22 protein-coding genes and 1 other RNA gene are annotated in these 18,603 nt (G+C 40.4%); 16 read left to right on the top strand and 7 right to left on the bottom strand.

The genetic code is table 11. The annotated features are described in order from the left end of the window. Nucleotides 1-33: 33 nt before the first annotated feature. Nucleotides 34-360: RNase P RNA component class A (rnpB, locus tag CYO90_RS08750), an RNA gene on the top strand. Nucleotides 361-455: 95 nt separating this feature from the next. Here rnpB and CYO90_RS08755 read toward each other — a convergent pair. From CYO90_RS08755 to CYO90_RS08770, 4 genes are read right to left on the bottom strand one after another with little or no spacing between them, the layout of a single operon-like run. Next, nucleotides 456-683, bottom strand: coding sequence for a hypothetical protein (locus tag CYO90_RS08755; RefSeq protein ID WP_009293743.1), 228 nt, complete (start codon nucleotides 681-683; stop codon nucleotides 456-458). Then, nucleotides 676-1,047 (bottom strand): flagellar export chaperone FliS, encoded by a 372-nt coding sequence (gene fliS, locus CYO90_RS08760; RefSeq protein WP_009293744.1) that lies wholly within the window; start codon nucleotides 1,045-1,047, stop codon nucleotides 676-678. Before fliS ends, CYO90_RS08755 begins: the two co-directional genes overlap by 8 nt. 9 nt (nucleotides 1,048-1,056) lie before the next feature. After that, nucleotides 1,057-2,817 (bottom strand): flagellar filament capping protein FliD, encoded by a 1,761-nt coding sequence (fliD, locus tag CYO90_RS08765; RefSeq protein ID WP_103579218.1) that lies wholly within the window; start codon nucleotides 2,815-2,817, stop codon nucleotides 1,057-1,059. A 2-nt stretch (nucleotides 2,818-2,819) separates the two neighbouring features. After that, nucleotides 2,820-3,215, bottom strand: a complete 396-nt coding sequence (locus CYO90_RS08770; protein ID WP_103579219.1) for a FlaG family protein — start codon at nucleotides 3,213-3,215, stop codon at nucleotides 2,820-2,822. Nucleotides 3,216-3,334: 119 nt separating this feature from the next. Between CYO90_RS08770 and CYO90_RS08775 the strand changes: the two genes are divergently transcribed. The 14 genes from CYO90_RS08775 (at nucleotide 3,335) to CYO90_RS08840 (ending at nucleotide 14,798) form a co-directional block, all read left to right on the top strand. Then, a complete protein-coding gene (locus CYO90_RS08775; protein ID WP_103571901.1) occupies nucleotides 3,335-3,679 on the top strand; it encodes an ornithine carbamoyltransferase in 345 nt (114 codons plus the stop codon). Next, complete coding sequence (gene rsmD / locus CYO90_RS08780; protein WP_103579220.1) at nucleotides 3,676-4,242, top strand: 16S rRNA (guanine(966)-N(2))-methyltransferase RsmD; 567 nt, start codon at nucleotides 3,676-3,678, stop codon at nucleotides 4,240-4,242. Before CYO90_RS08775 ends, rsmD begins: the two co-directional genes overlap by 4 nt. A 57-nt stretch (nucleotides 4,243-4,299) precedes the next feature. Continuing rightward, complete coding sequence (locus CYO90_RS08785) at nucleotides 4,300-5,352, top strand: flagellar basal body P-ring protein FlgI (RefSeq protein WP_002942326.1); 1,053 nt, start codon at nucleotides 4,300-4,302, stop codon at nucleotides 5,350-5,352. Next, on the top strand, nucleotides 5,352-5,651 hold the full coding sequence (locus CYO90_RS08790; protein ID WP_103579221.1) for a rod-binding protein: 300 nt from the start codon (nucleotides 5,352-5,354) through the stop codon (nucleotides 5,649-5,651). The genes CYO90_RS08785 and CYO90_RS08790 overlap by 1 nt, the downstream gene beginning before the upstream one ends. Before the next feature lie 58 nt (nucleotides 5,652-5,709). Then, nucleotides 5,710-5,913, top strand: a complete 204-nt coding sequence (locus CYO90_RS08795) for a flagellar biosynthesis anti-sigma factor FlgM (RefSeq protein ID WP_035142939.1) — start codon at nucleotides 5,710-5,712, stop codon at nucleotides 5,911-5,913. 16 nt (nucleotides 5,914-5,929) lie between these two features. Then, the gene (locus tag CYO90_RS08800) at nucleotides 5,930-6,361 is read left to right on the top strand and encodes a flagellar export chaperone FlgN (protein WP_103579222.1); all 432 of its coding nucleotides are present in this window, start codon (nucleotides 5,930-5,932) and stop codon (nucleotides 6,359-6,361) included. Between the two features lie 3 nt (nucleotides 6,362-6,364). Then, entirely contained in the window at nucleotides 6,365-8,236 is a 1,872-nt protein-coding gene (gene flgK, locus CYO90_RS08805) for a flagellar hook-associated protein FlgK (protein ID WP_002942291.1), read from the top strand. Beyond that, the gene (locus CYO90_RS08810; RefSeq protein ID WP_103579223.1) at nucleotides 8,233-9,000 is read left to right on the top strand and encodes a TIGR02757 family protein; all 768 of its coding nucleotides are present in this window, start codon (nucleotides 8,233-8,235) and stop codon (nucleotides 8,998-9,000) included. Before flgK ends, CYO90_RS08810 begins: the two co-directional genes overlap by 4 nt. 66 nt (nucleotides 9,001-9,066) lie before the next feature. Continuing rightward, a complete protein-coding gene (locus CYO90_RS08815) occupies nucleotides 9,067-9,603 on the top strand; it encodes a superoxide dismutase family protein (protein WP_103579224.1) in 537 nt (178 codons plus the stop codon). A gap of 143 nt (nucleotides 9,604-9,746) precedes the next feature. Next, complete coding sequence (locus CYO90_RS08820) at nucleotides 9,747-10,508, top strand: TSUP family transporter (protein ID WP_103579225.1); 762 nt, start codon at nucleotides 9,747-9,749, stop codon at nucleotides 10,506-10,508. Nucleotides 10,509-10,573: 65 nt separating this feature from the next. Further along, nucleotides 10,574-11,257: a F0F1 ATP synthase subunit A gene (locus tag CYO90_RS08825; protein WP_002942300.1), complete on the top strand. Its 684-nt coding sequence runs from the start codon at nucleotides 10,574-10,576 to the stop codon at nucleotides 11,255-11,257. Nucleotides 11,258-11,420: 163 nt separating this feature from the next. Beyond that, nucleotides 11,421-12,842, top strand: a complete 1,422-nt coding sequence (gatB, locus tag CYO90_RS08830) for an Asp-tRNA(Asn)/Glu-tRNA(Gln) amidotransferase subunit GatB (RefSeq protein ID WP_103579226.1) — start codon at nucleotides 11,421-11,423, stop codon at nucleotides 12,840-12,842. A gap of 13 nt (nucleotides 12,843-12,855) precedes the next feature. Next, entirely contained in the window at nucleotides 12,856-13,746 is an 891-nt protein-coding gene (locus CYO90_RS08835) for an NAD(P)H-dependent glycerol-3-phosphate dehydrogenase (protein ID WP_103579227.1), read from the top strand. Further along, nucleotides 13,743-14,798, top strand: a complete 1,056-nt coding sequence (locus CYO90_RS08840) for a glycoside hydrolase family 3 N-terminal domain-containing protein (RefSeq protein ID WP_103579228.1) — start codon at nucleotides 13,743-13,745, stop codon at nucleotides 14,796-14,798. The genes CYO90_RS08835 and CYO90_RS08840 overlap by 4 nt, the downstream gene beginning before the upstream one ends. 109 nt (nucleotides 14,799-14,907) lie before the next feature. On the opposite strand, the gene CYO90_RS08845 is transcribed toward CYO90_RS08840, so the two are convergent. Genes CYO90_RS08845 through rarD (CYO90_RS08855) form a run of 3 tightly spaced genes read right to left on the bottom strand, consistent with a single transcriptional unit; the run spans nucleotide 14,908 to nucleotide 17,111 of the window. Then, a complete protein-coding gene (locus tag CYO90_RS08845) occupies nucleotides 14,908-15,360 on the bottom strand; it encodes an aryl-sulfate sulfotransferase (protein WP_103579229.1) in 453 nt (150 codons plus the stop codon). Beyond that, a complete protein-coding gene (rarD, locus tag CYO90_RS08850) occupies nucleotides 15,353-16,240 on the bottom strand; it encodes an EamA family transporter RarD (RefSeq protein ID WP_103579230.1) in 888 nt (295 codons plus the stop codon). Before rarD (CYO90_RS08850) ends, CYO90_RS08845 begins: the two co-directional genes overlap by 8 nt. Beyond that, entirely contained in the window at nucleotides 16,224-17,111 is an 888-nt protein-coding gene (gene rarD / locus CYO90_RS08855) for an EamA family transporter RarD (RefSeq protein WP_103579231.1), read from the bottom strand. Before rarD (CYO90_RS08855) ends, rarD (CYO90_RS08850) begins: the two co-directional genes overlap by 17 nt. A 144-nt stretch (nucleotides 17,112-17,255) precedes the next feature. On the opposite strand from rarD (CYO90_RS08855), the gene CYO90_RS08860 reads away from it, so the two are divergent. Next, nucleotides 17,256-18,596 (top strand): class II 3-deoxy-7-phosphoheptulonate synthase, encoded by a 1,341-nt coding sequence (locus tag CYO90_RS08860; RefSeq protein WP_103579232.1) that lies wholly within the window; start codon nucleotides 17,256-17,258, stop codon nucleotides 18,594-18,596. Nucleotides 18,597-18,603: the final 7 nt, after the last annotated feature.

Raw genomic sequence — 18,603 nt, forward strand, 5'->3', positions numbered from 1 at the left:
GTAAATTTATATATTTTTAAATATAATCACGCTCTGGCACGGTAAGCGGTCGCTTTTGCATCTTGCAAAAGAGGAAAGTCCGAGCTGCGATAAGACAAAGTTCCATCTAACGGATGGCTAGGGAAACCTAAGGGATAGTGTAACAGAAAGCAAACTTCCGCCTTGGCGGTAAAGGTGAAACGGCGGGGTAAGAGCCCACCGGCACGCTTGGTAACTTGCGTGGCCATATAAACCCAACTTGCAGTAAGAAGGGATGGTTTTGGTCTTATATTAAAACCCTTCGCTAGAGCTTGTTTGTAAAAGCAAGCGTAGATAAATGATCGCTCAAGACAGAACTCGGCTTAACGCCGTGCCCCCCCCCTAAATTTAGAGTAAATTTTAATTAGTTAGTAAATTTGAAATATTTTCAAGACAAAACCGGCAAATTTGCCGTGCCTTGAAAGTTTGGTATTAGATTAGTTTTTTACGTATTTTTGAGCTTTTTGTAGTTTTGTAAGCTCGTTTTGGATGTGTGAAGATTTAGTTTTAAAAAGCTCTATCGCACCGCCTATTAGCGCTTGTGCTTCTTGAGCCGAAGCTAAGCTTTTAAACATATCTTTGCTAAAGCTTTGTGATAGTGCAGCTAGCTTTCTTGTATCTTCGTTTATTAACGCTAGCTTAAATTCATTGATCCAGCTATTCACCTGATGTTACCTCCCTCCATGCTTCTGATAACTGCTTTACGACATTTGTTACTTCATTTAGCGCGTTAATATCATTTTGGATATTTGCCATAGCAAGAAGCTGCATCTGCCTTGTATAAAGTCCGCTAAGGTAGTGAGCCACGTCGCCTTGAGAATAATCAAGCGAGTTTAAAAGCTCGACAAAGATAGCGTTTGCTCTGTTTATATAATAGACTTTTTTCTCTATATCTCCAGCTTCGATCGCTTTTTTGGTGCGAAATATAAATTTCAAAATTCCGTCATAAAGCATTTCTATTAATTTAGTCGGGGACTCGATGCCCCCGAAACTCGACTGTGCGTATGCACTATATGCACTTTGATTCATTTTTCTCTCTTATTTTCTACTGTTTATCTCAGCATCTATCATTGATTTTAGAGTTGAGAACTGATTTTCTAAACTTGCGATGATAGAGTTATACTTGATGAAGCGCTCTTGCATCGTTGTATATTTCTCATCTAAAAGCTTTTGAGTGCTCTCTTTATTTTTAGTGATAGATTCACTCTCGTCTTTTAGCTGATTTTGCATAGCGATCATAGTGCCTTTCTTACCAACAGCGCCATCAAGCATATTAGCTAGCTTTGTAAAAAGACCGTCAGTTTTTTTAGTCACTGGATTTACAGTGGCTTCGCTCATACCAAGAGTTGCTAGTGCAGAAGCTTTGCCTTTTACCTCGATATTTTCGCCATCGCTTCTTTTTAAGATGATCCTCTTGCCGCTTTGATCAAGGCTAGCTGTGACACCGTCGATGCCAGCGTCATTGATAGCTTGTTGAAGCTTTAGAGCGTTGTCCTCTGGCGCCCCGCCAGCTGCGGTTGAAAATATAACTGACTTACCATTTATCGTAAGATCGCCAGCTTGGATATTTAACGCACCTGCGCTAACGGTTGAGTTACCCATGTAGCTTATCGGCTCAGTCTTGCTTGAACCCATAAAAAATTTCTGAATTTCTTCCGGATCTTTGCTAAGAGCTGCGTTAAATTTATTTAGATCAAGCTGAAGCTGACCGTCTTTATCTGGCACTATGCCAAATTTACTTAGCGCTTTGCCTTCGCTATCTTGACCATTTACTAGACGTCCGATGTTTGATCTAAGGCTTGAAATTTCGCTCACACCTTGGAAAGTGCCAGCACCTTTTTCTTCGTCATATTTTGTAGCGATCTCAAGGTTCATAGTCATTAAGTTGTAGTCTTTTATAAACTCTTCAACCGCTTTTACGACCTCTTCAGTGTTTTGAGAGATGCTTACGTTTGTCTTGCCAGTCTCGTTTAGCGTGATATTTACACCCGGTCTTAGATCATCAAAGCTGTTTTTATCTCTTTTGATATTTACGCCGTTATATGTAAATTCCGCATCTTGCGCTTTTAGAATTCTATTTTTCTCCAAATTTGATGTCATCTTTGGCGAGCCATCAGGATTTGTTAGCGCTGTGCCGTGCTCGTCTGTATCTTGAAACTGCGTATCATCCCAGCCAAGCTTGTCTAAAATGCCAGCTGTGTCGTTTGAAATTTTGATAGTCTGTGTAGCGCCAGTGCTGCCTGATTGAAGCATTATTTGATTTGGTTTATCGCCACCAACATTTAAAATTCTAGCTTGCAATTTACCGCCACTTACGTCATTTATCTTATCAACGATATCTTGATACGTTGTAGATCTTGTCACGCCGATAGAGAATTTTTGTCCATCGATCTCAACATCAAACGAGCCAGTATTTGTCGCACCCACCATGCTTGAAGAATTTTTGAAATTCGTGCTTTGAAATGTATCTTTTTGAGCAAGTTTTTGCACGTCGATACTAAAGCTTTGCACGCTAACGCCGTTTGCAGCAGAAGCTGTGACGCTTTTGCCAGCGTTATTTGTATTTCTTTTTAGATAGAGTGCCTCGCCGCCAAGTGTTTTGCCACTAACATTTACGTTGCTAACAAGAGTTTTTAGAGCCGCAAGGTCCTTTTGCTTAAGCTCATTTTTCTCCAGCCTTGTTGTAAGTGGTTTGATCTGTCCAGCCTCATCAGCCTCTTTTAGTTTCTTGATAAGCTCGTCGTTTAGGCCGCTATTTTTTGTACCGATGCCTAAATTTGTTACGTTACCTACTGCCATTTTTAACTCTCCTTGTCAAAAAGTATTCCGATACTTTCTTTGAAATACTCGCTGATTTTTATAGCTTCTTTGCTCGGAAGCTGTGTTATTTCTTCGCCTGTTTTGGCGTCTTTTACTTGCACTACCATTAAATTTAACTTCTCGTTGTAAGCAAATCTTACATTAGTATCGAGCTGCTGCATCTGATAGTTTAGCCTATCAGTGACCTCTCTTGTTTTTTTAGCAAGATCCTCGTTGCTAAGTTCGTCAAGCTCGTTAGCATCCTTTGATTTGCCATTTTTGTCGGCATTTACTTTGACATCAGAGTGCTCGATAGGTCTGCTGTCTATCTGACGCTGAGCCGACGTGCTCATATTTGCATCAAGTGTTTGATTTGCCGCTGCTTTAAAAATTTCCATAGTTTTGCTCCTTAAAACTTACGCTAGCTCCTACATCGGTAAAATTTTAAATTCCTTTAGTATTTATATAAATTTTTGATTATTTAGGTTAAAATCTAGCAAAATTTATAGGACGGGATATGAAAATTTCATTTGAATGCGACTGCATTTTGCTGCAAAAGACCTTGCTGCTTTTTTGTGGAAATTTAGCCGCTCATCATAAGGATTGTGATTTTGTAGTAAGTGACCGAGAGATCGTCACAAAAAAACCGCTATTTATAATAGGTAAGGACGCTCACCTTTCTCATCCATTCACAAGAGCCACTCTTCTTGATACTCTCGAGGAGTTTTACTCAGCCACGCAAATTTCAAAGGCAAAAGAGCCAGATCAGATAGTAAATGAAAAGAGTTTGGAGCAAAAAGTATCACTTTTAATAGATAAATTTAAAGCTGATCTGCTTGAAATTTTAAGGGCAAATCAGTGAAGCTTTATACCAAAATTTCAAGTGGTAAATTTAAAGGCAAAAGGCTTGAGCTACCAAGTCTAAGCACGACTAGAAGCACAAAAAGCATCGTAAAAGAGTCCTTTTTTAACGTCATTAGAGATGAAATTTACGCACTTACATTTATAGAGGGCTTTGGCGGAAGCGGCGTGATGGCAAGCGAGGCTGTTAGCAACGGAGCGCGCGAGGCTATCGCTATCGAAAAAGATAGAGCCGCTTTTAAGATCACGCAAAGTAATCTTGCAAGCCTGCAAAGTCCAAATTTAAAATCTATAAATGGCGACAGCTTTGCGCTTTTGCCGGATCTTGTAAATTCGCAAAATGGCAAGGTTTTACTCTATCTTGATCCGCCATTTGACATAAGGGCTGGCTTTGATGTTATCTACGAAAAGCTCGTAAATTTGATCTCACAGCTAAAAAAAGAGAAAATTTATATGATAGTTTTTGAGCATAACAGCGACTTTAAATTTGGAGATGAAATTTCTGCGTATAAGCTTGTTAAATTTAAAAAATTTGGAGCTACTTCTCTCTCTTATTTTCAGTAAAAATTTGGAACATCTTTTGCTTTAAAAACCTAAAATAGCTAAATTTTAGGAAAAAATATGAATAAATTTTTATCTTTTGTAGCAGCTTCAGTGATAGCTACTTCAGCCTTTGCTACGCAGATAAAAGAGCTTGCAAACATCGTTGGCGTAAGGGATAACCAGCTAATAGGCTATGGTTTAGTCGTCGGACTAAACGGCACAGGAGATGGCTCAACGTCAAAATTTACGATCCAGTCGCTATCAAACATGCTTCAAGGCGTAAATGTCAAGATAAATCCAGATGATATCAAGTCTAAAAACGCAGCTGCTGTTATGGTGACAGCAAAATTGCCTGCATTTGCAAGACATGGCGACAAGCTTGATATAGAGATATCATCTATCGGCGATGCAAAAAGCTTGCAAGGTGGCACCCTTCTTATGACCCCACTAAAAGGCGTTGATGGCGATATCTACGCTTTGGCTCAAGGACCTCTAAGTATCGGTGGCAAGAGCGCAGGAAGAAGTGGTGGCAACCACCCAACCGTTGGCACTATCTTAAATGGCGCCCTTGTGGAGCGTGAAGTCACTTACGATATCTACAACCAAGACAGCATCAAACTAAGCCTAAAAGATACAAATTTTAAAACCGCTCTTGATATCCAAAACGCCATAAATGCAAACATCTCAGACGATACAGCAAAGGCGATCGATCCAAGAACGGTTATCGTTAAAAAGCCAGATGATGTTAGCATCATCGAGCTTGCAAGCGCTGTGCTTGATCTTGATGTCGAGTATAAGCCAGATGAGAAGATCGTAGTTGATGAGAGAACTGGCACGATAGTTAGCGGTATAAACGCGGTAGTTAGTCCAGTCGTGATAACTCATGGCGCTATAACTATAAAGATAGAGCCAAATAGCTACGAAGAGGCAGCGCAAAATGATGTAAATATAGGTAGCGACACTTCGGTGGCTCCTAGTCAAAATTTACTTAAAATTTCAGGCGAGAAAACAACCGTTGCAAACGTGACAAGAGCGCTAAACAAGCTTGGTGCAACACCAAGCGACATCATCTCGATACTTGAAAATTTAAAACGAGTTGGCGCGATACAAGTCGATCTGGAGATAATATAATGCAAATAGACAACACCCTAGCACTAAATTCATATAGTGACATCTCAGCAAACAAGATAAAAAATGCAAATACCAAACAAGATGCACTTTTGAAAGAGCAAACTGATGCTTTTGAAGCATTTATGGTAAAAGCTGTTCTTGATATCGCTTTAAAAGAAGATGACAAGAACTCACTCTATCCAAAAGCCGCTGGCAGTGACATTTACAGGTCTATGTATAACGACGCTATGAGCAAAGCTTTGAGTGGAAATTTAGGTTTTTCAGAACTTTTATACGATTTTTTGAAGAGAGACTCTTAAGTAAATTTATATTTTGCCGATGTAGTGATATAAACATTTTATTTTAAGAGGTATGGATATGATAACTCCTTTGAACCAAAGACCAAACTACCAGGCAAATACGCTAAATAAAAATAGCGATGCTAGAGTTGAAAATGAAAACAAAGAAGTAAAAACAAACGAAAACGCAAAGGTAAAAGAGATAGCTGATGCAATAGCAAATGGCACCTATCAGGTAGATATCTCTAAAACAGCAAAAGCTGTGGCTGATGCGTTGCTATAAATTTAAAGGAATTTAAATGATAAAGAAGCTTTTGGACGAGGCCATAGGCGAGCTAGACGAGCTTATAAATTTAACGATGCAAGATATCGCCAATATAAAAGAGGCGAAGCACTCAAGCGTTGATGAGAGTGTGAAGAAGAAAAATGCTCTCGTGCGCGCTTTTGAAGATACTAAAAGAGCTTTGGATAAAGAGCTTTTAAGGGTTTCAAAAGAGAGTGGCACTACGACACTTGCAAATGTTTTAGATGATGAAGTGAAGTCAAAGCTAGTGCTTATGCGTTCAAAGCTTGAAATTTTGCATAAAGTAAATAAAGAATATGCAAGACACGTCGTTGTTATTAAGGAATTTTTTGACTCGCTTAGCAAAAAAGTCTTTGGTACTCAGACTAATGAATACGGACAAGACGGCAGCGGCACAGATAATAATTTTTACAAATCAAGGGTTTAACAAATGGCTAATATCTTTATGTCATTAGGTACAGGCGTTTCAGGGCTAAATGCAGCCCAAGTGCAAATAAGCACAACCGGAAACAACATCACAAACGCCGATAGTAACTACTACACAAGACAACGTGTAGTCCAGTCTGCATCTCCAGCGATGAACACTGTTCCTGGTGGCGTTGGCACAGGTACGCAAGTAGATACCGTGACAAGGCTTCACGATGAGTTTGCCTATTCAAGATTAAAATATTCATCATCAAATTTAGAAAATACAGGCTATAAGCAAAGAATTTTACAAGAGGCGACAAAATACTTCCCAGACCTAAAAGATAACGGCATGGTAAAAGATATACAGGAGTATTTTGCAGCGTGGAATAACTTCGCTTCAAACCCAGACGAGGGCGCTCAAAAGGTAAATTTGATAAACAAAGCTAGCGTTTTAACAGCTAGCATCAATCGCTCATCAAAGATGCTTTATGATATGCACACGCAGATAGATGAGACTATAAAGATAAATATAAACGAGATAAACTCACTTGGCAAGCAAATAGCAAATATCAATAAACAAATTCAAAGAGTTGAATCTGGCGCAGACGCTGGCATCAAGATAAATGCAAACGATCTTCGTGACAAGCGTGATGAGCTCGAGCTTGCTATGTCAAAGCTAGTAAATACAGCTGTTTATAAAAGCGATCTAAAAAGCGAGTCAAGGATAGATACAGGCATAAGCGATCAAGGAAGATACTACAACCTAAATATCGGCGGTGTGAGCATCGTTGATGGCGTAAATTTTCATGAAATTTCTATGAGCTCAACCGAGAGTGGGCAATACACAAAAATTTATTATGAAAGAGAAGATGGCAGACGCATCCCTATGGAGGAGAAGATCACAAATGGCAAGATAGGTGCCGCGCTTGATCTTAGAGGCCGCAACTACGAGCCAGATAATGATAAATTTAGCGATGGTATCATCCAAAAATATATCGACAATCTAAATACATTTTCAAAAACTTTAATAACTAGCACAAATAACGTCTATGCCGAGTCTGCGGTTGAAATTTCAAACTCAGATCCGATCAGCTACCTAGAAAATGACAAGACGCTGATGAACCACGACAACAGCATAAGAAACGGCAGTTTTGATGCTATCGTTTATGACAATAAGGGTAACGTAGTAGCCAAAAAGACCATCGAGATAAACGGCACAACGACGATGAATGATACAAAATACGGCAACTCTGTTGTGCAGGATTTTAACTCAAATTCAGACGATAATAACGACAACAACATGTTAAATGACGTTGATGACTTCTTTGAAGCGTCGTATTTTTATGATAAAAACACGCATCAAGGCACATTTGCGCTCATACCAAAGCAAGCTCAAGGGCTTTATAGCATCTCAATAGTCGATCACGGTACAAATTTCCCAGGCGTTGTTGGTATCAATAGATTTTTCTCTGGCACAAACTCAAATACAATAGGCATCAATCAAAATTTCACTCAAGATCATACAAAGCTTCGTGCTTACTCAAAGCCAGTCGTGGGTAATAACGAAGTTGCAAACAAGATGATCCAGCTTCAGTACCAAAAGCAGACATTTTACTCAAGTGGCACTGCGCTTGATAGAGATGAGACGATCGAGGGGTATTATCGCTATTTCACGACCGATATGGCGAGCGATACCGAGGCGAACAACACTATCCACGACACAAACACATCTTTGCAAAGGACTGCTGAAGAGGAATTTCAATCAACAAGCGGCGTAGATACCAACGAAGAGCTTACAAACCTAATCCGCTTTCAAGCAAGCTACGGCGCAGCAGCAAAGATCATTACAACCGTTGATCAGATGCTAGACACGCTTCTTTCACTAAAACAATGAGCGAACTAAAGAGCCTTTTAGACGCACACGTACTTAGTAAAAATACAAATTCGGGGCTATTTGACGCCCCGGACCCACTCCAAGTAGCTACTAAATTTAAAGAGCCAAACATAGCGCTCATTTGTGCGTTATTTGCCTATGGCAACGCAAAAATGATAGTGAAATTTCTAAATTCGCTTGAATTTAGCCTGCTTGATGAGAGCGAGCAAAATATCAAGAAAAATTTATCAAATTTCAAGTACCGCTTTCAAAATGAAAATGATGTGAGAGAAATTTTTATCACGCTTTCGCGCCTGAAAAAAGAGGGCAACATAGAAGAAATTTTGCGCCAAGGTCTTGCAAAAAACGGCGAGATGATAGAGGGCGTAAATGAGCTTATCAAATTTATTTACGGACTAAATTCTTACCGCTCAGATGGCTATGAGTTTTTCTTTGGCAAGAGCTTTAGTAAAGAGCCTCAAAGTCCATATAAACGCTACAATATGTATCTTCGCTGGATGGTGCGAGATAGCGACATCGACCTTGGACTATTTAAAAATCTGCCAAAAGATAGACTTTTGATGCCACTTGACGTGCATACGCATAGGGTTTCATTAAATTTAGGACTTATAAATAGAAAGAGCTACGATTTTAAAGCAGTGATGGAGCTTACAAAAAAACTTAGAGAATTTGACGAGCTAGACCCGATAAAATACGACTTTGCGCTTTACAGGATAGGGCAGAGCAAAGAGCTAGAAACTATCGTAAAAAATCTTAAAAAATAAAAATTATTGCTAAATTTTTAAATTTTGGGTAGACTTACCATACAATTTTATCCATAAGGAGCTTGTATGAAAAAAATCGTTTTACTAAGTGCAGTTTTAGGAACTTTGCTTTTTGCTCACGAGGGTCATCACTTTGATCCAAAGGCTGGCGAACATCTAGTCATACCTGTTAATGAGCTAAGCGAAAAGGGCGATAAGAGCGTTGGCGAAGTAGTAGCTATTAAGACAAACTACGGCGTTGCGTTTTTTCCAAATTTAAAAGGTCTTCCTGCAGGACTTCACGGTTTTCACGTTCACCAAAATGCCGATTGTGGCGCGACCGAAAAAGGTCTAGGCATGAAAGCAGGCGGTCACTGGGATCCAGCTGAAACAAAGATGCACTCATTTGCATGGGACGATAAGGGTCACAAAGGCGATCTACCAGCGCTTTACGTAGATGCTGAGGGCAATGCAAACTACCCAGTGCTAGCTCCAAAGATAAAAAACCTTGACGAGCTAAAAGGTCACTCACTAATGGTTCACGTCGGTGGTGACAACCACAGCGACCAGCCAAAAGCACTTGGCGGCGGTGGCGCTAGAATGCTTTGCGGCGTTATTAAGTAATAAAGCCCCACAAAAAGCCTTTAAATTTAATGTTTAAAGGCTTTTTTAAATTTTGCGCTCAAATTTAACCTCCATTTCTAAGATGAAATTTCAAAATTTTAAACTACAATCCGCTTTTTAACTTAAATTTACAAAGAACAAAAATGGAATTTGACCTACTTAGCTACACTGTCTTTTTTATCGCCGCGTTTTTGGGTGGTTTTATCGACGCGATCGCAGGAGGCGGCGGACTGATCACTTTGCCAGCCATCATGGCTATGGGCGTGCCACCTCATTTAGCCCTTGGCACAAACAAGCTTCAAGGCGTCTTTGGCAGCTTCACGGCAACGCTAAATTTCACTAAAAAAGGACTGATTAATTACAAAGAGTGCTTTGTTGGCATAGTTTTTACATTTATTGGAGCCCTCATTGGCGCAACGCTCATCTTATTTTTAAATGCAAATTTCTTAAAAATAATCATCCCATTTTTGCTAATCGCCATCTTCATCTACACGCTTTTTATGCCAAAAATAGGCGAGAGCGACAGGGCTGCAAAGATGAATGAGAGGCTATTTTACGTCGTTTTTGGACTAATTCTTGGCTTTTATGATGGCTTTTTTGGCCCAGGAGCAGGCTCGTTTTGGATGTTTGCGATGGTGGCTTTAATTGGGCTAAATTTAAAAAAGGCGGTCGCTCACACAAAAGCTTTAAATTTCACCAGCAACATCGTAGCACTTGGCGTTTTTATAGCTGGCGGACAGATACTTTGGCTAGTTGGCTTTTTGATGGCTGTGGGGCAAATTTTAGGAGCATATTTTGGCTCAAATTTAGTCATCAAAAAAGAGGTCAAATTTATTAGAACGATGTTTTTGATAGTTGTCGCAGCGACCATTTGCAAACTACTTTTTGACTACTTCAAGGCTTAAAATTAAAAATGTTTTAACAATAATTTTGTTACAATCACGCAAAATTCTAAATCTAAGGTAAATCAATGAAAGATTTGTTTCTATTCTCAAATTTGCTAAACCATTCACATGCCTTTGTCTATGCGTTTCACTTTTGCCTTGTAGCTTTGATCATCCTCATCGTTGCTTACATCGCAAGGAGTAAAATGCAGCTTGTGCCAAGAGGCCTTCAAAACATAGTTGAGGCTTATTTAGAGGGCGTTATCTCTATGGGCAAGGATACTTTAGGTAGCGAAAAGCTAGCTAGAAAATACCTTCCACTTGTCGCAACTATTGGCTTTATCGTATTTTTCTCAAACGTCATCGGCATCATCCCTGGCTTTGAGTCACCAAGCTCAAGCTTAAATTTAACTCTAGTTTTGGCTTTGGTTGTATTTATTTATTACAACTTTGAGGGCATTAGAGAAAATGGCTTTTTCAAATACTTTGGACACTTCATGGGACCAAACAAATTTCTAGCTCCTATAATGTTTCCAGTCGAAGTCATCTCACATCTTTCACGTGTAGTTTCGCTATCTTTCCGTCTTTTTGGTAACATCAAGGGCGATGACTTGTTCTTACTTGCGATGCTTACACTTGCACCATGGTTTGCTCCACTTCCAGCCTTTGCACTTCTAACACTTATGGCTGTTTTGCAAACATTTATCTTCATGATGCTAACTTACGTTTATCTAGCTGGCGCAGTCGCTATTAGCGAGCACGAGCATTAAAATTTAAAGCCATATTTTTATATGGCTTTTCTCTTTTAAATTTATTCTCCAAAAACCTTTTTAAACTATATAAATAGATCACCAAAGCTCCTCTTTAGATATTTTAAAAGAAAGTATCGCTAAAATACGCACTAAAAATTTGCATAAATTTAAAGGTAAAAATATGTTTGAAGTCGTTATCGGTTTAGAAGTTCATACTCAGCTTAATACAAAAACTAAAATTTTCTGCTCTTGCTCGACTAGCTTTGGCGACGAGGCGAACACTCATGTTTGTCCGACCTGCCTAGCGCTACCTGGAGCGCTACCTGTGCTAAATAAAGAGGCGGTCAAAAAGGCGATCAGCTTTGGCACGGCGATAAACGCTAAAATCAATAAAAAATCAGTCTTTAATAGAAAAAACTACTTCTATCCAGACCTTCCAAAGGCATATCAAATTTCACAGTTTGAAATTCCTATCGTGGAAGGTGGCGAGCTCATCATCGACGTAAACGGCACTAAAAAACGCATCGGTGTAACCAGAGCGCACCTTGAAGAAGATGCAGGCAAAAATATCCACGAAGAAAACGAGAGTTTGGTCGATCTAAACAGAGCCGGCACGCCGCTTCTTGAGATAGTTAGCGAGCCAGACCTTAGAAGTAGCGACGAGGCGGTGGCTTATCTTAAAAAACTGCACTCGATCCTTCGCTTTTTAAACATCAGCGACGCAAATATGCAAGAAGGAAGCTTTCGCTGCGACGCAAACGTCTCTATCCGTCCAAAAGGTGATACAAAGCTTTACACAAGGGTTGAGATAAAAAACCTAAACTCATTTAAATTTATTCAAAAAGCGATCGACTACGAGGTAGAGCGCCAAAGTGCAGCGTGGGAAGATGGCAAATATGACGAAGAGGTCTATCAAGAGACAAGGCTCTTTGACACGACAAATTTAGTAACAAGATCTATGCGTGGCAAAGAGGATAGCGCAGAGTATAGGTACTTTCCTGACCCTGACTTGCTCCCTGTTGAAGTGCCAGAAGAGATGTATAACGAAGCGATCAAAATTCCAGAGCTTGCCGAGCAAAAGGTCGCAAGATACGTTAGCGAGCTAGGCGTAAAAGAGAGCGATGCCTTAAATTTAACTCAAAGCGTTGAGATGGCTAGATATTTTGAAGAGCTAATCGCTGCTGGAATTTCTCCAAAGCTTGCTACTACGTGGCTCATAGTTGAGCTTCTTGGCCGCTTAAATAACGGTGTAACGATCGAGACAAGCCCAGTTAGTAGCGCTAAGATGATAAATTTACTAAAACGCATAGAAGATGGCACGATAAGCGGCAAGGCTGCAAAAGAGGTGCTAGACTACCTTATGGAAAATGACGCGGACGTTGATAGCGTCATCAAAAAGCTTGGTTTAAAACAAGTGAGCGACGACTCGGCGATCGTTGCCATCATAGATCAAATTTTGGCTGCAAACGCCGATAAGGTAGAAGAGTATAAAAACGGCAAAGAGAAGATGTTTGGCTTCTTTGTTGGTCAGGTGATGAAAGAGGGCAAAGGTGCCTTTAACCCAGGCAAGGTCAATGAGCTTTTAAAGGCCAAAATAGGCTAAAAAAAGGGCTAAAATGAGCATAGCAGTCATTGGAGCTGGCAAGTGGGGCAGTGCGCTTTTTCACGCTTTTAGTGAGAATAACGAGTGCGTCATCAGCTCAAGAACGCCAAGAGAGATGCCAAATTTTGTAAGCTTAGATGAAGCTTTGGAGTGCGAGTACCTAGTCTGCACGATCCCAACGCAAGCTACAAATTTATGGCTAAAGCAAAACTACAAAAACAAAGGTCAAAAGATCTTAGTCGCCAGCAAGGGCATAGACACGGCAAATCTTAAATTTTTAAATGAAATTTACGAGGATTTTGTGGATAGTGAAAATTTGGCCTTTCTTTCTGGGCCAACATTTGCAAAAGAGATCATGCAAAAGTTGCCTTGCGCTTTGGTAGTAAATTCTAAAAATCAAAATTTAGCTTTAAAATTTGCCTCATTTTTCCCAAGCTATATGAAAGCCTACACTTCTGATGATGTGATCGGCGCTGAGGTGTGCGGGGCCTATAAAAATGTGATCGCCATAGCTGGCGGAATTTGTGACGGACTTGGTCTTGGCAACAACGCAAGGGCGAGCCTCATTTCACGTGGGCTTGTCGAGATGGCTAGATTTGGCAAATTTTTTGGCGCAAAAGATGAGACATTTATGGGACTAAGTGGTGCAGGTGACCTGTTTTTAACCGCTTCGTCGATACTCTCGCGCAACTACCGCGTAGGTCTTGGTATTGCAAGGCACGAGAGACTAGAGAAAATTTTAAATGAGCTTGGCGAGGTGGCAGAGGGCGTAGATACTGCAAGGGCTATTAGCAAGATCGCTAAAGAAAAGAGCATATATGTGCCAATAGCCAGTGAGGTTGAAAATATGCTAAATGGCAAAGACGTTTTTGAGAGCGTTAAATCGCTTTTGGGAAGAAGATGAGAGCTTTTCAATTTATACTTTTTGTAGCTATTTTTGCTATCGGGCTAAACGGCGCAGAGGTGAGCCTAAGAGCCAAGGTATCGCAGATGATAATGGTTGGCTTTAACGGCGCTAGCACAAAAGACGCTGCGTTTCGCGCGATGTTAAGCGATGCTGGGTACGAGAGATTTGGCGGTGTGATGCTACTTGGCAGAAATGTCACCAGCAAAGCCCAGCTAAAAGCTAGCATAAAGGCGATCAAAGAGAAAAGCCCTAAAATTTTCATCGCTATTGACGAAGAGGGCGGCAACGTAAGTCGCATGAAGGACAAGAGCTTTGATGGTCCATATCCTAGCGCATACGAGGTCGCAAGCACGCTTGATATCAAAAGTGCATATGATCTCTACTCAAAAATGGCTATAAATTTAAAAGAGTGTGGCATAAATTTAAATTTCGCCCCAGTGGTCGATCTGCACGATGAAAACTCGCCCATCATCGCCGCTAAGCAAAGGGCGTTTAGCGAGTATGCAAGCAAGGTGGTGATCTACGCTGATGCCTTTATGGACGCATTTAAAGAGCAGGGCATCCTAACGACACTTAAGCACTTCCCAGGACATGGTAGCTCAAAAGAGGACTCACATAAAAATAAGAGCGAGGTCACACTAAGTAAAGACGCGCTACTACCATACAAAGACGCCATAAGCACCGGTAGAGCGCAGATCATCATGGTCGGGCACCTTTTTGTAAAGGGCATAGACGAGGACAATCCAGCCACACTTTCTAAAAAAATAATAACCGATCTACTTCGCAATGAGCTTAAATTTAATGGCGTAGTCATCAGCGATGATATGCTCATGAAAGGTGTTGGAGACGAAGCTTTAGCGCAAAAAGTGGTGAAATTTATAAACGCTGGTGGCGATATCTTGCTATTTAGCGAGTTTAAGATAAACAACCAAAGAACGGCCGATCTAGTCACTCAGATCATAGTGGATGCTGTAAATGAGAAAAAGATCAGTAAAGAGCAGATAGACGCATCATATAAGAGGATAATGGCTCTAAAAGCGAAACTTTAAATTTATACTAATTAGTTTAAATTTACTCAATTAAAAAATGTAAATTTGAGTAAAAATTTAATAGTTTGGACACAAAATTTAGAATTTGCTAAAAATACCAAAGTCACTTTCACAACCCATCAAACTCTTTCTTTAGTTCGTCCCTTAGCTCCTCGGCTCTATCTTCGCCGTTTTTGAAATTTGCCTTTACAAAGCCATCGATCTCGTCTAAAATCTCAACTAGTTCGCTCTCCCAGTTTGCACTTTCTTGCTTTAAAAGCGCCTCGACCTTATCTCTTATCTGCTCTAAGGTATCAAGCGCTTTGTCCTTGTCGCCAGCCCCATTTAGCGCATCTTCAAAGAGCATGTCTTGTCTTAGAGCGTTTATCTTTTTTTGTATGACATTGCAAAATTTAGGGTATTTCTCAGTGTTATTTAAATTTTGCAAAACCTCTTGCGCAGCCTTTTGATATGCAGGCACCGCTCCTTCTTCGTCAAGTTTTTTGGTTAGTTTTTGTATCTGAAAATATAAAATAAGCGCCGCAAAAAACGCAAGCAGCAAATAAATCGTAACGCTATTCATTTTTACTCCTTTTTCTAAATTTATCTACGCTAATTATCGCAAGCGCCAGCCAGATCATACAAAATGAGATGACTTTGTAGCCATCTAAAATTTCGCCATAAATGAAGACCGCGCAAAGGATCGCGATGGTTGGTGAGATGTATTGCAAGTAGCCGATAGTGGTTAAATTTATCCTTGTAGCAGCTGCGTTAAAAGCGACTAGCGGCACGATGGTGACGAGGCTTGAGGCGATCATCAAAACCGAGTCCTTGTTTAGTCCAAAGTGGCTTTGCGAGTGAAAAACTAACCACAAAACGTAGCCAAAGGCAAATGGAAAAATAAAGAGTGTTTCGATAAAAAGCCCGTTAAATGCGCTGATCTTTGCCTTTTTTCTAACCACACCGTAAAGCCCAAAGGATAGTGGCAAGATGATAGAGACAAGTGGCAGGCCACCTTGAAAGTAAATTTGCACAAAAACTGCGACCATGACGATACAAACGGCTACGACACCACTTTTGCCAAGGCGTTCTTTAAAGACGATGACGCCAAGAAGCATGTTTATCAAAGGATTGATAAAGTAGCCGATGCTGGTATCTAAAATTTTGCCATTGCCAACTGCATAGACGTAGACGCCCCAGTTTATGCTAATGAGCGTGCCGCTTAAAAATAGTGCTTTGAGCGAGCCTATGTCTTTAAGCAGGGTCAAAATTTCATTCATTTTGCCGCTAAGATATATGACCGCTGCCATTAGAAAAAACGACCAGATGATCCTGTGGGCTAAAATTTCATAAGCATCGACATCTTTGCTAAATAGATTGAAATAAACCGCCAAAAATCCCCACATAAAAAAGGCGCTAAGCGCGAGAATAATGCCTTTTTGGCTCTCATTTAGTCTTGGTATTTTTGTCGCCTTTTATAGAATTTATACTATCTATCATCAAAAGTGTGACCGAGATAGCAAGGCAGATCATCAAAAAGTATGAGCTTTTCTCCAGTCTCTCGCCGATAGCAAATGAGACAAAAAGCATCATTATAGGCTCAAAATATGTAAGCAGACCAAGTACATTTATCGGCACGAGCGTGCTTGAGAGGATCTGGGCGATGAGGGCTATGCCGCTGATAGCACCAAGCAAGATGAGTAGATAGTAGATGTTTGGATTTTGGCTCATCACGTAGTCCATATCAGCCGTGATCGCAAAATAAAATGAGAATAAAAACATAAAAATTATCTCGATAACAAAGCTTGAGAAATTTGCAAGGTTGTAGTACTTTCTAATGGTAAAATAGACTGGATAAAGGCAAAAAACTACAGCGCTCTCCCACGAGATGCCACCGCTAATGACTGCTGTGCTAAAGACGCCAAGGGCAGCGAAAAATATCGATGCTAACTTTGTTTTAGAGAGGTGCTCTTTGAAAAATAGCCGTCCAAAAAGGACCATGACTATTGGCATGATGAGGTAGCCTATCGAGACTTTTAGCGCTGCGCCGTTACTTGGAGCCCAGAGATAGAGCCACATCTGAAATGAGACGATGAGCGAGGTAGCAAGCAAAACTAGTAAAATTTTAGGTTTTAGCTTTATTTTCAGAAGTAAAAATTTGAAATTTCGCTGCTGTTTTAACAAAAAAATGGCGGCGATGACAAAAGGCATGGCAAAGATCATGCGGTATCCAATAAGAGCTTGTGTGCTGATGGGGTTCATGAGCACTGACATGTAGTAGATGCAGTTAAATAAAACTGAGGCTAAAAGCGAATAAAATATGCCTTTTATCATGAAAAAAATCTTCTCTTTTTTTGGGTAAATTTAAAGTAGCGATTGTATGCAAAATATCTTTAATAACCCATTAATGGCTTTTATTTTTTAAGTTTGCCGTGATATAATCTGCGCCATATTAAGGTAAAAAGATAGGGAAAACGTATGACTTGGAACCGAGATAGCTGGAGAGAATTTAACATCTTACAACAACCAACTTATCCAAATTTACAAGAGCTAAAAGAGACTGAAGAAAAGCTAAAAACACTTCCGCCTTTGGTCTTTGCTGGCGAGGCTAGAAGTCTTAAAGATGAGCTTGCAAAAGTTTGCAACGGCGAGGCATTTTTGCTTCAAGGTGGCGACTGCGCTGAGAGCTTTACAAATTTTAATGCAAACAACATCAGAGATATGTTTAAGGTCCTGCTTCAAATGGCGATAGTTTTGACATTTGCAGGCGGCTGTCCAGTGGTCAAAGTAGGCCGTGTGGCAGGGCAGTTTGCAAAGCCTAGAAGTAGCGACTATGAAGAGGTAAATGGCGTTAAGCTGCCAAGCTATAGGGGCGACATCATAAATGGCTTTGAATTTGACGAAAAGGCTAGAGTTGCCGACCCAAAACGCATGATAGAGGCCTACTATCAAAGCGCATCGACGATGAACCTACTTAGGGCCTTTTCAAGAGGCGGTTTGGCTGACCTTCATCAGGTGCATAAGTGGAATCTAGGCTTTGTTAAAAAGCCAGAGATCAGCGAGCAGTACGCAAAACTAGCCGATGATCTAACTAAAACGCTATCTTTCATGGCGGCTTGTGGTATCACTTCGGCAAATACGCCAGCGATAAATCAAACCGCAGTCTATACATCTCACGAGGCACTACTTTTGCCTTATGAAGAGGCGCTAACTAGGGTTGATAGCCTTAGTCGTGAGTGGTACGACTGCTCGGCTCATATGCTTTGGATAGGCGAGAGAACACGCGGCGTAAACGACGCTCACGTGCATTTTTTAAGTGGCGTTAAAAATCCTATCGGCGTAAAGATCGGACCAAGTGCGAAAGCAGAAGACGTCATTGCTCTTGCAAGTAAGCTAAATCCAGAGAATGAAGCTGGCAGACTAAATGTGATAATCAGAATGGGCGCTGATAAGATCGGCGAAAATTTACCAAAAATTTTAAGAGAGCTAAAGCGCGAGGGGCTAAATATCGTTTATAGTATCGATCCAATGCACGGCAACACCGTCAAGACCTCAAATAACTACAAAACTCGAGAATTTGACAAGGTCTTAAGTGAGGTTAGAAGCTTTTTTGAAATTCACAAAGCTGAGGGCACAAGAGCTGGCGGCGTGCATCTTGAGATGACTGGCAAAGATGTGACAGAGTGCACCGGTGGCGCGCTAAACATCACTGAAAGCTCGCTAAAAGAGAGATATGAGACGCAGTGCGATCCAAGACTAAATGCTGATCAGGCTTTAGAACTTGCATTTTTGATGGCTGATCTAGTTAAAAAAGCTTAAAATTTAT

The sequence above is a fragment of the Campylobacter concisus genome, from assembly GCF_002913745.1.
GTDB lineage: Bacteria > Campylobacterota > Campylobacteria > Campylobacterales > Campylobacteraceae > Campylobacter_A > Campylobacter_A concisus_R.